This is a genomic window from Rhodoblastus acidophilus, assembly GCF_900187365.1.
In the GTDB taxonomy this organism is placed as follows: Bacteria; Pseudomonadota; Alphaproteobacteria; order Rhizobiales; family Beijerinckiaceae; genus Rhodoblastus; species Rhodoblastus acidophilus.
In genome coordinates this window covers 1-12,027 of record NZ_FYDG01000016.1, presented here as the reverse complement: position 1 = coordinate 12,027, position 12,027 = coordinate 1, and the positions used below count along the sequence as shown (strand labels likewise).

General features: G+C 63.9%; 15 protein-coding genes. 9 read left to right on the top strand and 6 right to left on the bottom strand.

What is annotated here, in order from left to right:
* Positions 1 to 199: 199 nt before the first annotated feature.
* Positions 200 to 865, bottom strand: a complete 666-nt coding sequence (locus CFB24_RS18930; protein WP_088522245.1) for an O-methyltransferase — start codon at positions 863 to 865, stop codon at positions 200 to 202.
* Between the two features lie 126 nt (positions 866 to 991).
* Positions 992 to 1,747, bottom strand: coding sequence for a siderophore-interacting protein (locus CFB24_RS18925; protein ID WP_088522244.1), 756 nt, complete (start codon positions 1,745 to 1,747; stop codon positions 992 to 994).
* A 118-nt stretch (positions 1,748 to 1,865) separates the two neighbouring features.
* On the opposite strand from CFB24_RS18925, the gene CFB24_RS18920 reads away from it, so the two are divergent.
* From CFB24_RS18920 to CFB24_RS22705, 5 genes are all read left to right on the top strand, one after another.
* Positions 1,866 to 2,507, top strand: a complete 642-nt coding sequence (locus CFB24_RS18920) for a TetR/AcrR family transcriptional regulator (RefSeq protein ID WP_088522207.1) — start codon at positions 1,866 to 1,868, stop codon at positions 2,505 to 2,507.
* A gap of 669 nt (positions 2,508 to 3,176) precedes the next feature.
* Positions 3,177 to 3,659 (top strand): flavodoxin FldA, encoded by a 483-nt coding sequence (fldA, locus tag CFB24_RS18915; RefSeq protein WP_088522206.1) that lies wholly within the window; start codon positions 3,177 to 3,179, stop codon positions 3,657 to 3,659.
* Positions 3,638 to 4,063, top strand: a complete 426-nt coding sequence (locus CFB24_RS18910; protein ID WP_088522205.1) for a DUF2023 family protein — start codon at positions 3,638 to 3,640, stop codon at positions 4,061 to 4,063. The genes fldA and CFB24_RS18910 overlap by 22 nt, the downstream gene beginning before the upstream one ends.
* 728 nt (positions 4,064 to 4,791) lie before the next feature.
* Positions 4,792 to 6,168, top strand: coding sequence for a hypothetical protein (locus tag CFB24_RS18905; protein ID WP_088522204.1), 1,377 nt, complete (start codon positions 4,792 to 4,794; stop codon positions 6,166 to 6,168).
* Entirely contained in the window at positions 6,134 to 6,568 is a 435-nt protein-coding gene (locus CFB24_RS22705) for a hypothetical protein (RefSeq protein WP_141098509.1), read from the top strand. Before CFB24_RS18905 ends, CFB24_RS22705 begins: the two co-directional genes overlap by 35 nt.
* A 130-nt stretch (positions 6,569 to 6,698) precedes the next feature.
* Here the strand turns inward: CFB24_RS22705 and pufA are convergent, their stop codons facing one another.
* Together pufA and pufB are read right to left on the bottom strand one after the other, a co-directional pair.
* Positions 6,699 to 6,884, bottom strand: a complete 186-nt coding sequence (gene pufA / locus CFB24_RS18900; RefSeq protein ID WP_088522203.1) for a light-harvesting protein — start codon at positions 6,882 to 6,884, stop codon at positions 6,699 to 6,701.
* 12 nt (positions 6,885 to 6,896) lie between these two features.
* Positions 6,897 to 7,043 (bottom strand): light-harvesting antenna LH1, beta subunit, encoded by a 147-nt coding sequence (gene pufB / locus CFB24_RS18895; RefSeq protein ID WP_088522202.1) that lies wholly within the window; start codon positions 7,041 to 7,043, stop codon positions 6,897 to 6,899.
* 609 nt (positions 7,044 to 7,652) lie between these two features.
* On the opposite strand from pufB, the gene CFB24_RS18890 reads away from it, so the two are divergent.
* Complete coding sequence (locus CFB24_RS18890) at positions 7,653 to 7,961, top strand: type II toxin-antitoxin system RelB/DinJ family antitoxin (RefSeq protein ID WP_088522201.1); 309 nt, start codon at positions 7,653 to 7,655, stop codon at positions 7,959 to 7,961.
* On the top strand, positions 7,958 to 8,251 hold the full coding sequence (locus CFB24_RS18885) for a type II toxin-antitoxin system RelE/ParE family toxin (protein ID WP_088522200.1): 294 nt from the start codon (positions 7,958 to 7,960) through the stop codon (positions 8,249 to 8,251). The genes CFB24_RS18890 and CFB24_RS18885 overlap by 4 nt, the downstream gene beginning before the upstream one ends.
* A gap of 219 nt (positions 8,252 to 8,470) precedes the next feature.
* On the opposite strand, the gene CFB24_RS18880 is transcribed toward CFB24_RS18885, so the two are convergent.
* The gene (locus CFB24_RS18880; RefSeq protein ID WP_088522199.1) at positions 8,471 to 9,379 is read right to left on the bottom strand and encodes a LysR family transcriptional regulator; all 909 of its coding nucleotides are present in this window, start codon (positions 9,377 to 9,379) and stop codon (positions 8,471 to 8,473) included.
* A gap of 102 nt (positions 9,380 to 9,481) precedes the next feature.
* On the opposite strand from CFB24_RS18880, the gene CFB24_RS18875 reads away from it, so the two are divergent.
* Entirely contained in the window at positions 9,482 to 10,267 is a 786-nt protein-coding gene (locus CFB24_RS18875; protein WP_088522198.1) for a DODA-type extradiol aromatic ring-opening family dioxygenase, read from the top strand.
* A 19-nt stretch (positions 10,268 to 10,286) separates the two neighbouring features.
* Positions 10,287 to 11,132, top strand: coding sequence for an SDR family oxidoreductase (locus CFB24_RS18870; protein ID WP_088522197.1), 846 nt, complete (start codon positions 10,287 to 10,289; stop codon positions 11,130 to 11,132).
* Positions 11,133 to 11,433: 301 nt separating this feature from the next.
* Here the strand turns inward: CFB24_RS18870 and CFB24_RS18865 are convergent.
* Positions 11,434 to 12,027 (bottom strand): NifB/NifX family molybdenum-iron cluster-binding protein (locus CFB24_RS18865; RefSeq protein WP_276328282.1); only part of this gene is annotated, 594 nt, incomplete at its 5' end.

The following is a 12,027-nucleotide window of genomic DNA, read 5'->3' as shown; positions in this document are numbered from 1 at the left end:
GCGCGGAGATTTTCGCGTGACTTTGACACCGGCCAAGCCTTGATTGAGCAAGGCTTGGCTTTTGATGAAAAAGCTATGAATGGAAGCGTGCGGGTTAGCGCAGGTTGAACGGCGTTGCTCCGCCCGATTCCGGAGCACGCGCCAGCCAACACGACATTCCGATTTGTGCAAGAGCCTGAATCAGTCGGCGGCGCCGCGTTTAGCTGATCCTCATCGACAACTCCACGTCGCCAGAGACCTGCGTTGACATATAGCCGTGTTCGGGCGAGCGGACGCGCGCCAAATATTCCGGGCTCCAATCGGCATTATCGGCGAGGATGAAGGCACCAGGCCGCAGGCGGTCCTCGACCAGCGCCAGTACGTCCGAATAGAGGCCCTTGGCGCCGTCCAGCAACAAAAGATCGATCTGGGGAGGGAGGTCGCGCGCCAGCGTCTCCAGCGCGTCGCCTTCCCGGATTTCGATCAGGTCGGCAAGTCCGCCGGCCACGAAATTCTCACGCGCGCGCGCCACCTTGGACGGCTCGAATTCGCTGGTGATCAGCCGTCCGCCGCCATTGTCGCGAAGCGCGGCCGCCAGGTGGAGGGTGGAAAGGCCAAACGAGGTCCCGAACTCGACGATGTCGCGCGCGCCAGTCGAACGCGCGAGCATATAGAGGAGCGCTCCGGTCTCGCGGGAGACGGCTAGATGCGCATCCTTCAGCGTCGCGTATAATTCGCGATAGTTCGTCTTGCTCGACATGACTGCCGCCCGCTCATCGGCGGGGATTTGCATGACGCTGGGCAGCACTGCCGCCATCGTGGCGTCGGCGTCGGTGAACAGGCGATCGAGCAGCGTTGAAACGCGGGCGGTTGAAAGGGTCGACATGAGGTTGTCTCCGAGTTTGATTGCGTGAAGGGCGCCGCCGCCCGACTCATCCACGAAGCCCGCTCCCGGCGGCAGATTTGCGGAGCATTTCACGACGGCGCGCGGCCCGCCGTGAGGCTGGACGGATCAGTCCAGACCGGCTTTGCCTGGCGCCCAGTAGGCTTTGGCGAGGATGCGGGCCGAACCGACGCCGGCGGCCTTGAGTGCGCGGCTGACCCGCTGGATGGACTGCGCTTTTCCAGTCAGGACGAAACGCACATCAGCCGCGCCGGCATGGCGCTCGATCTGCGTCTCGATCGCCGCCAGATGGGCGTCTCCGGCGCGGCGCTCGATGAGGGCAGCCTCGACGCCAAGCCGTTCGAGCACCGGCGCGCATTCGTCCGCCGATGTTACCTCGAACAGGAACGCGCTCGTGGCGTCTTGGGGACGAAGGCCGGCGACGGATGACGCCAGGCCGAACGAGGTCTCGTCGCCAAAGAGCACGAAGGGCGGTTTCAGGTCCGCGATGTCGAGGGAGGCGCGCGGACCCCGAAACTGGCATGCCTGCCCAGGTGTCAGGGATCGGACCCACGCGCTCCCTGGCCCCTCACCGCGCAGCCAGACGAGGATGGAGGCGGCGCCGGCGGCGGCGTCCCACGATATCGGCGTATAGGTGCGGGCGGTGAGCCCTCCGCCGACTTTGACCTGGATTTTCTGTCCGGGCCGCCAGGCTGCTGCGCGCAATCCCTCGCCCTCGAAGCTTATCAAACGAAAACGATCCGACAACTCGTCAACGGAGGCGATCACTGCCGGTCTCATCAACCAGCGGACCAGGGTTCGGGTCAGCCGTCCATCGGCCTGCGATGCGGGTACTGTGTGCGCTTCATTCGTCTCGCTGCTCATTGTTAACCTCATTCGGGGCGGGGCGACGGCTGATGATGACCTTGTCGGCGCCGCCTTGCGTTGATCGAATAATACGAATAGATAGTCGCGTTATCAATTCGCGTTCCGGAGGCTGTCCGTGACCATCCGTCCAACACCCCGCATTTCCGCGCGAAAGCAGCCGAAACAAGAACGCTCCCGGCAGGTCGTCGCGGCGATATTGACAGCGGCGGGTCGCGTTTTGGCCCGCGAGGGCGTTCGCCGCTTCACGGCGGCCCGCGTCGCCGTCGAGGCGGGCGTCAGCGTCGGATCGCTCTACCAATATTTTCCGAACAAGGAGGCGATCCTGTTCCGCCTTCAGGCCGATGAATGGAAAGAGACCGGCGGGCTCCTGGGCGGCATCATCGCGGACGCGACGCTCCCGCCGTTGGAGCGGCTGCGCGCGGCCGTTCACGAATTCATCCGTTCCGAATGCGAGGAAGCCGGAATGCGCGCCGCGTTGGACGACGCGGAACGGCTTTATCGCGATGCGCCAGAAGCCCGCCGGCTTCGTCTGGCGGTCACGCGGACGGTGCGCGCCTTCATGCGTGAGGCGCTCCCGCACACCCCGCAATCCGTGCGCATCGTCGCGGCCGATGTCATGATGACGGCGATGGAAGCGGTCGGAAAGCAGATCTCTGAAGGCGAATATGCACCTGCCGCCATCGACGCCCGTGCGCGCGCTCTAGCCGACATGTTCTGCGCGTATCTGGACACTCTCCGCGCGAGCGTAGACGTGTAGCTTTGTGCATTATCGTTCATTTATAGATCAGGAATCGCGAGCATCGGCGAAATCATATTTACATCTTATTCGGAGCATCATTCTCGCGGCCCCAACGTGATGCTATATTCCAGGCGTTACGATGCTTGAACCGTTGGTCTTCAGGAATAGACTTGGAAGATCACCGCCAGCACATCATTGACGAAGGCCGTGGCATCCTTCGCGAGAAACGCTCACCGGGCATTAAGCAGTCGGGCATCATCGAACCGGATTGCACGGCGTCCGGCAGGTTTCGGCTCACGACGAGAAGTCCCCCGACACAACTGGGTAGGGCTCAAATGAGCCGATTGTGTTGAAGAACTCGACCGTTGCCGCGATGCGGGCGGCGTGATTCACTTCCCCTGCTGATTTGCGGGGGATGCTCCGCCGCCGTCGGTCGCGTCGCGCCCGCTCGAAGCGCGCGTCAAGACGCACAACGCCACAATGTAGAACCGTTCTAATTTATTGGTTTTCATTTGCGCGATGAACATGAGTTGGCGATTCTTGCGTGACGGAACGCCCAACCGTATTCGTCGAAGATTCTTCGACCATATGCGGTTCTTACGCCCATGATAAATCTAATTTACGGCGACGTTGTCGCGCGCATACTTATGCGCGCGTTATTAAACGCTAATAAAATGAGGAGACTAAATGAAGATCAACATCATTTTTGGTTCCGACGGCGGCGCAACCCGCGGCGTCGCCGCTAAAATCGCCGCAAAATGCCAGGGGCGGACCATTGATATTAAAAAGGCGGGGGTCGCCGACTTCGAGAATTGCGACTTGTTGGTGCTGGGATCGCCTACCTATGGCGACGGAACCCTGCAAACGGATTGGGAAGACAATATCGGCAAGCTGCGCGGCGCCAATCTCAAAGGCAAGAAGATCGCCTTGTTCGGCACGGGCGACCAGCAGAACTATCCCACCTCTTTCCTCGACGCGATGGGCATTCTCTACGACGAGGTTTCGGCTTTGGGCGCCCATGTCGTCGGCTTCACCGACACCGCCGGTTTCGACTACATCGAGTCCACGGCCGAACGCGACGGCCGGTTCGTCGGCCTCGCCCTCGATCTCGACACCCAATCCGGAATGACCGAGAAAAGAGTCACGGCATGGCTGAACCAATTGCTCTGATCACGAAAGTTATCGAAGCGCAGCCGTTCGCGCCGGCTTGCGCGCTGGAAGGCAACGCGTTCCTGCGACTGCTCAATCACCATGTCTATGAATATGGACGCGGAGTCCGCGCTCTGTTCCTGATGACATTGACTCATGGCGAACTGACCAGCGCCGTCGAGCGGCTGCAAAGGCTCGGGGTGGATCATTTCGTGCAAAATGTCTGCCCCGCCAAGGCCAATCTGTTTTTCGGCCGGGCCGCCTTCGTCGATGTGGCGCGCGCGCTGGCGACGCGGCCGCTCAATTTGCTGACGCCGGAGGAGGATTTCATGCTCGGCGCGCTGCTCGGCTATGACCGCGAGCAGCAATGCCTGCGTTATCTTGCGCGTCGCCAGAGCGTCGCGCTGGCGACCGCCGCTGAGTGATTTTCCCGCGCGCCGGCGTCGGGCGCGTGGGGTTGTCCGCTGAATACACTTGACGCACGCTCGCCGAGCCCACCCAGCGTCGACATCGCCACGTCGGGCCGCGCCAGCGTCGCCGCCGCAATGGTCGCTTCGCGCGCCGCACATCGCATTCCCGCCGCAGGCGCCATCAGCTTCATCAGATTGGTCGGCTGGGCGACGCTGCGGATCAGTTCGACAATGGCGCCGACCTGTCCCCCGGCGAAGACAGGTGTGTCGCGCGAACTCGGCGGCGTCAGCTGATCAGTCGATCTATTCGGCGATTAGTGTCTTGGCGTTGCTTGCGCCGCGATCCCCATCATTGAAGGAATACCGCTGCGCGACAGCCGCGCTCAGGACGGGAAATAGCCGCAATGCGTGAAATCGAGCCGTTATTTTGGCTAATTTATCATTGATTTATCTCATCCAGAGGCCGCGCTGAAGGTATCCGCGACGCAACCCCAGACATCGCGGCGGCCTCAGCAATGGAGGTGATCTTGTAGAGTGATTCAAGTTGGAAGACGGCTTTATGTGAGACGCATTACGAAAGCGATGTGTCGCGCCTTTGTAATAGAAATGAATAGAGCAAGCCAATACAGAGCCGCGTTCAACGGCGCCGGGCGCCGCGCGTAACGACGAATGAACCTGGAGAGACCGCATAAATGGCAACGAACCCCGCGCCTGCAACGAACCTGGATCTTGCCACGTTCGCGATGAGCCTGAACGACGCCTCGCGCGCGCTTTACGGCGGTCTGTGGTCGCAAACCGCGGACGAAGGCGCCCAAGGGCCCGGGTCGCTCGCCAAATACAGCGCCGACCTGACAGCCATCCAGAAGCAATTGACCGGCCAGACCGACGCGGCTTCAATGCAGATTGTCACCGATATCGGCAATGCGCTCGCGGCGGCGCCGAACACGATCGGCAACGCCGGCGGCGTGGTTGACGCGCAAACGGCGTTGCAGGCGGCGCATATGGATATCCTGGCCCAGGTCGCCAACAGCCCCACGCTGAGCGCGGCGGGCGTGACGCAGGTTCCCACGGTGCAGAACTTCGATCCCGCGACGGCGCCTCACGCGACCTTCGCGGACATCGGAAACCTGTTCAACGATGTCGTCGCCAAATCCTTCGGCGGCGTGAACGCCACGGAAGCGGGCGGCGTCAATAGGGAAATCACTGCGATTCAGAACGACCTGAAGCAGTTGATCGCCAACGATCCGCAGGATTTTCACGGCTTGGCGCTGGTGCACACGCAGGCGATTATCGATCAGCTCTCGCTGGAGAAGCAGTACAACAACCAGGCCGGCGCCACGACGGTTTCCGCGCGCGGCCCGGCTGACACCCTGCTGGACATCATCGACATCGTTCATGGCGACGATGCGCTCGCCGCCCTGGCGCACGCCAATGGCGCCGACGGCTGGGCGGCGTCGCCCGCTTCCGCCACGGACACGCCGAGATATCAGGACAACGCCGAGCAGACCAATTTCTGGGCCGGCTTCGTCGCAGGTTCGAACGCCCTCGGCGACGCCGCGTCCGCTCTCGTCGGAACGGGCGACAAGGCCGCGATCAACGCCCTGCTCCATCAACTGCACACGTTCGAAAAAAACGTCACCAACTTTGACGCGGCGCAGGGCGGCATTTTCGCGGGACGCTTCGACAACGAACTGCTGGGCGCCAAGAGCACGCTCGGCGCAGAAGTCGACATGATGATCAAGGGTTTGAGAACCGGCGACAAGGAGCTGGTCGACGCCGCCGCCCAGCAGATGCACGACAATGCCGCCGACGTGGCTGGCAACAGCATTCCCCTAAACAACGGAGACTACAACACAGACGCGCGGACGATCGCGGATGCGCTGAACATGACCAAGGCGCCGACAGCGACAGCCTTCGACCTGACCAGCGCGAAGGGCGCGGTTGTCCCCACGACCGTCGCCGTCGCCGGAGGAGCCGCTGGCGGAGCGGACGCTGGAGCGGCTCCTGGTGGAGACGCCGGCGGGGCCGGAGCCGCGCACAGCCACGGCGGTCCGCATCATGTCGCCGACGCCATGCCCCACTTTGATGGCGGACATCACTTCCATCACATGTGGGGCTGACGCGCCAAAAAATCGCCGCCTCCGGGCAAGAGGCGGCGAGACATCGTCATCCGAACAGGAAATCATTGGCGTAGAGCTGCGCTGGCGCCACTCCGACGCGCGCGAAATGCGCGCCGCCGTTCCGCTCGCGCAGACGCACGTCGCCGAGATCGAACGTTTGCCCGTTCCCTTCGTCGCCGTTTCCACGTCCATCGCGCCTCTGGCCGCTCTGGGATTGCGTGAGCTGGCCGGGTTGAGCTGTATGGCGTTCTGCGTGTTTCGCGCGGGTCCAGGATGTTTACGGGCGGGCCGCTCAGGCCGATTGGAATCCGATAAGGCGAGCCTGAAGCAGGGCGATCTTTTTTCTGCCGTATCGCAATGTCGGGCCGCTCGCCAACCTCAACGCCGGGGCGCGGAGTGATAACGCCAAACGGCCGGCATCGCTTAGGATGCCGGCCGTCCATATTCAGCTTCACATGCTTGATCGATCCATATGCGCGGCGGTGGACGCGCCGCGTGATGGAGGGCGATCACATGCTAAGATCGCCAGATCAGCCGAGGATCGTGGTCTCGATCGCGGCAGCCTTCTTCAGGCCGCCCTGCCAGTAGCCCGGGAACCAGGTGGTGTGCGAGAGCACAGCCGCGTGGACGAGGATGGCGATAACGGTCACGGAGCCGAGCAGCAGCGGCAGGCCAACGCTCGGGTTGACAACAGTCCAAATCTTGCCTTGATTCATGTCAGAAGTTCCTCAATGCAGCCAGGGGGAGAAAGCGAACGCGAGAACGTGCGCGAAGATCGCGATCACGAAGAACACGCGGGTGCCGTCGATGACGTGCTTGTGGAGCTCTTCGGATTCTTCGGCGGTCAAGCCCGTCAGACCCTTTACATCAGCCATTGTAGACCCCTCAAAATGCGCCACTGTTTTTTCGTGCAAACTTGCACGTTGCCTGTGACAAGGCGGCGGGAGCTTTTGCGAACTCTAAGTGGGTTCGCCATTGCATCGCTGGAGTCACAATACATGGACGAATTTTAATGTCAAATTCACTTGACGCCCGGATTTCGAGCGCTTGCTCCCATCCGAGATAAGGCGCGGCCGACATTGCCTACGTATTCCAAGGCTTTAGCGATGCCGCGCGCTGCGTCGAGGAGTGTAGCTGAACGCGGGTTGCGGTAATTACGGAGGGCGGGAATGTCCGCTGATGGAGGGGAGGCCCAGCCCCTGAACTCCGAGGCGCAGCGCCACACCCCGGCCGCTCCGGTATCGGCTTAATTGTTCAGGACCCATGGGAGGTAGCGGCGCGGCTCACCGGTCACCCCTTTTCAGACCGTCAGCGCCGCCGGTCCCCTGCAGTTTGGCCAGGCGTCGGCGGGCGGATCGTCCGCCAGCGCAATGAAGAGGAGCTTCGCCTCGCGTTGCGGCCCAGCCCGGTTGAGAACGAACGACCCCGCCGCTGGAAATTGTCATTCAATCGCATTACATTGACGTCGAGAGGGGGGCGCTGCGATGGCTGCGAGTGCTTTGGTTCAGACCCGGATTGACGCCGACGTGAAGCAGCGCGCCGCCGCGGTCCTTGAGAATATGGGCCTCACGCTGTCGGACGCCGTCCGGATCCTGCTGACACGCACGGCGAATGAGGGCGCCCTCCCGCTCGAACTCGTCACGAGCAGCGACGCTCATGACGCCTGGTTCCGTGCAAAAGTTCAACAGGCGCTCGAGGACACGCGGCCCGATGTCGACGACGCTGAAGTTGAAGCTCGGTTTGCTGAGCGGCGCGCGGCGTCGCTACGTAAAGCGGGCCGGGGCGAAAGGTGAGGCTGGTATGGGCGCTCGCAGCCATCGAGGACCGCGAAGGAATCTTCAGCCATATCGACGCCGATAGCCCGAGGGCGGCGGTTCACGTCGACGAACAAATCGCGCTCGCCACGCGCCGGTTGCTCGATTTTCCCGAAAGCGGCCGGCCCGGCCGCGTCGCGGGGACCCGCGAACTCGTTATTCCGCGCACCCCGTTCATCGCGGTATATGCTGTCTCGATCGACACAGTCCGCATGCTTCGTGTGCTCCACGGCGCCCAAATCTGGCCCGACCACGTCGACGAGGAATAGGCCGTTCAATATCCATCGAAGCGCTTGAAGCCGCTGTGAAGCGCCGCCGCGTCGCTGGCGACGACGCTTTCGTGTCAAAATGGCCGCCGCGGCGATCGTGCCGGTCTCAGAACAGAGTTTTTTCAATGGAAGACAATGCGGCGGCGCGGCCCGTGAATATGGGGTCGCGACGCTTGCATGAGGTGATATCTGTCATTCACGGATATTCCGCGCCGCCTGCTACCAGTCTGCCGCCAGACCTGACAGCGTCTCCGCCAAAAATTCGATCCACGCGCGCGTCTTGGCCGCGGGACGGCGGTCGGGGTGGGTGAGCGCGTGGACGGCGCCGACGGGCGTCGGCGGCTGGTCGAGCGTCAATTCGACCAGCGATCCCGCCGCGAGCGCCTCGGCCGCGATGTAGCGCGGCCCATAGACCAAGCCCTGTCCCGCCATGGCGGCGCGCAAAAGGGCTTCGCCATTGTTGGCGCGCAGCCAGCCGCGCACGGGCGCCTTGATCTCGCCGTCGAGGCCAAAACGCCAGCTCGACGGCCCCGCCTGTTCCGCCAACGTATAGCCGAGGCAGTCGTGCGCGATGAGGTCGGACAGCAATTTTGGCGTTCCCCGCCGAGCGAGATAGTTCGGCGACGCGCAGACGACGGCGCGCATCGGCGCGAGTTTCCGTGCGACGAGGCTCGAGTCGGCGAGACGGCCGATGCGGATCGCCATGTCCCAACGCTCGTCCAGCAGATCGACATAGCGGTCGCTGAAGCCGAATTCGAGGATTACGTTCGGATGGCGCTCGTGAAACAGCGGAGCGAGCGGGGCGATGTGCAGCACCCCGAAGGTCGCCGGCGCGCTCACGCGCAACACGCCTTCGATGGCGAGCGAGCGCGACGAGGCGTCGGCTTCGGCCTCGGCGATCTCGGCCAGGATGCGCTCGGCCTTGTCGAGATAGTCGGCGCCGGCCTCGGTGAGCGACAGTTTTCGCGTGGTGCGCCGGACCAGCGTCGTCCCGAGCCGGGCTTCCAGCGCATCGAGATGCTTGGCGGCCATGGCCGGCGACATGCGCAATTCGCGCGCCGCCGCCGATAGGCCGCCCAACCTGAGCGCGCGAACAAAAACCTCCATCGCCGTGAGTCGGTCCGCCATTTCCTACCGTGAGTATGAGGTGAAACCAATAGCGCATGTATTATCGTTTCTCGGCAGGAAAGCTATATCTCAATCACGACACATCTCCACCCGAGACAAGCCATGAGCCTTCCCACCTATTACATCCCCCACGGCGGCGGGCCGTGCTTCTTCATGGACGATCCGCAGGGCGTCTGGACCGGCATGGCCGCGTTCCTGCGCGGCGTTCCGGCGGCCTTGCCCGCGCGGCCCAAGGCCATCCTCATGGTGTCCGGCCATTGGGAAACTGACGGCTTCGCCTTTTCCGGCGCGGAAAGGCCGGAGCTGATCTTCGACTATTACGGCTTTCCCCCTCACACCTACCAGCTTCGCTACGACGCCCCCGGCGCGCCCGATCTCGCCGCCCGCGCGGCAAGCCTGCTCGGCGCGCAGGGGTTTGCCGCGCGCATTGACCCCCAGCGCGGTTGGGACCATGGCGTCTTCGTTCCGCTAAAAGTCGCCTTCCCGGACGCTGATATTCCCGTGGTCGAAATGTCGCTCGACCGCAGGCTCGATCCGGCGCTGCATCTGGCGGCGGGGCGGGCGCTGGCGCCGTTGCGCGACGAGGGCGTGCTGATCCTGTGTTCGGGCATGAGTTTTCACAACATGCGGGCCTATGGCGATCCGCGCGCCACGGCGCCGTCGCACGCGTTCGACCGCTGGCTGACCGAGAGCGTCCAGCTCGACGGCGCCGCCCGCGCAAAAGAACTGGAACGCTGGAGCGAGGCGCCCTCGGGCCGGTTCGCCCATCCCCGCGAGGAGCACCTGCTGCCGCTGATGGTCGCCGCCGGCGCCTCGGAAAATTCCGGCGCGCGCATCTACGGCGCCGACGTCCTGAACACCGCGCTCTCCGCTTTCCGCTTCGATTAATCGCCAGGGAGACTTTTTCATGAGCATCGCCATCACAGGGGCCACCGGACAACTCGGACGCCTTGTCGTCGCCGCCCTCAAGGCCAAGGCGCCCACGACAAAAATCATTGCGCTGGTCCGGTCGCCGGAAAAGGCCGCCGACCTCGGCGTTGAGGCCCGCGCCTTCGATTATTCCATACCGGAAAGCCAGGCGGCCGCACTCGCGGGCGTAACGACTCTGTTGCTGATCTCGTCGAGCGAAATCGGCCAGCGCGTCGCCCAGCACCGCAACGTGATCGCGGCCGCCAAAGCGGCAGGCGTGCGGCTTCTCGTCTATACCAGCCTGCTCCATGCCGATCATTCGCCGCTCAGCCTCGCCGAAGAGCATCGGGCGACGGAAGCCGACCTCACCGCCTCCGGCATTCCCTTCGTGATTCTGCGCAACGGTTGGTACGCGGAGAATTACACCATGGGGGTCCCCGCGGCGCTCGCTCATGGCGCGCTGGTCGGCAGCGCGGGCGATGGCCGCCTGTCACTCGCCACGCGCGCGGATTACGCCGAAGCGGCGGTCGCCATTCTGACTGGCGCGGGCCAGCCTGGCCAGATTTACGAACTGGCCGGCGACGCGGCGGTGACGCTTTCGGACCTCGCCGCCGAGATCGGTCGGCAAAGCGGCCGCGACATTCCCTACACGAATTTGCCGCGGGACGCCTATGCCGCCGTTCTCAAGCAGGCCGGCTTGCCGGCGCCCCTGCCGGACCTGCTCGCCGCCTGGGACATCGACGCCTCGCGCGGCGCCCTTTTTGACGACGCGCGCCAGCTCTCCGCGCTGATCGGTCGCCCGACCACGCCGCTCGCTGAGGCCGTGCGCGCCGCGCTTGCCTGATCCAAACGGGCGCCGTTTGCTGCGGCGCCCGTTTCGCCATTCGCGCGCTCTTTTGGATTTCGGTTTCGCCTCGACCGGGGTCGATAGCGCGGGGCGTCGACCCGCAGGGCGGAGGCGGGATCAGTGGCCGGCCCAATCCGCGGTGAATGTCGCCGTGACAGGCGCCGACGATTTCTAGCGCCCGATAGGTCACGAGTTCACGCGTCGCCATGACCGCGCGCGCTTCAGGATCTCAGTCGCCTGTCACCACCACGGCGGGCCTGCGTCTCCTCGCGCAAGGCTCCTCTCCTTGGTTTGAACTTCATGCGTCGGCGTCGGCCTCGGCGCAGCGCGCGGCGTAAAGCGCGGCGATGGACGGCGCGATGTATTCATGGGCGTAGGCGTCGCTCGGCTCGATGCCGGCCGCCTTGAGTTCGCCGCGCGGGCAGCCGCCGATCTTGGCGCACAGCATCACGTCGCAATCCCGGATCAGCTCGACGATCCGCGACAGCGAGGAGTCCTCGCCCAGCCCGCCCTGGCAATACTGATCGTCAATTTTCCGCGCGCCCAAAAATTTCACGCCCAAGGCGTCGGCGCGATAGATCAAGAACTCTTTCGCATGGCCGAAATGCTGGTTGATGAGCGCGTCGCCCTTGCTGGCGACCGCGACGGTCAGCACGCGCCCCGGCCTGGTTTCGGCGGGCTTCACCGCCATGCGGGCGAAGGCCGCAAGCTCGCGCTTGGCCTCGATCTGGCGGCGATAGGCCTCGCGCTTGGCGGGATTGACCTCGATCGTCTCCGGCAGCTTGTCGAGGGTGAACTCCTGGCCGCGATCCTCGCCCAGCATGCCCACGGCGTCGGCGCGGCACTGGCGGCAATGCCGCATCAATTTCGCTCCACCCTCGCAGGCGTCCTG

Coding starts and splice junctions, on each gene's coding strand:
- CFB24_RS18930 (WP_088522245.1), bottom strand. CDS start 865: ATGTCGACCCTTTCAACCGCCCGCGTTTCAACGCTGCTCGATCGCCTG.
- CFB24_RS18925 (WP_088522244.1), bottom strand. CDS start 1,747: ATGAGCAGCGAGACGAATGAAGCGCACACAGTACCCGCATCGCAGGCC.
- fldA (WP_088522206.1), top strand. CDS start 3,177: ATGAAGATCAACATCATTTTTGGTTCCGACGGCGGCGCAACCCGCGGC.
- CFB24_RS18910 (WP_088522205.1), top strand. CDS start 3,638: ATGGCTGAACCAATTGCTCTGATCACGAAAGTTATCGAAGCGCAGCCG.
- CFB24_RS18905 (WP_088522204.1), top strand. CDS start 4,792: ATGAGCCTGAACGACGCCTCGCGCGCGCTTTACGGCGGTCTGTGGTCG.
- CFB24_RS22705 (WP_141098509.1), top strand. CDS start 6,134: ATGGCGGACATCACTTCCATCACATGTGGGGCTGACGCGCCAAAAAAT.
- pufA (WP_088522203.1), bottom strand. CDS start 6,884: ATGAATCAAGGCAAGATTTGGACTGTTGTCAACCCGAGCGTTGGCCTG.
- pufB (WP_088522202.1), bottom strand. CDS start 7,043: ATGGCTGATGTAAAGGGTCTGACGGGCTTGACCGCCGAAGAATCCGAA.
- CFB24_RS18890 (WP_088522201.1), top strand. CDS start 7,653: ATGGCTGCGAGTGCTTTGGTTCAGACCCGGATTGACGCCGACGTGAAG.
- CFB24_RS18880 (WP_088522199.1), bottom strand. CDS start 9,379: ATGGCGGACCGACTCACGGCGATGGAGGTTTTTGTTCGCGCGCTCAGG.
- CFB24_RS18875 (WP_088522198.1), top strand. CDS start 9,482: ATGAGCCTTCCCACCTATTACATCCCCCACGGCGGCGGGCCGTGCTTC.
- CFB24_RS18870 (WP_088522197.1), top strand. CDS start 10,287: ATGAGCATCGCCATCACAGGGGCCACCGGACAACTCGGACGCCTTGTC.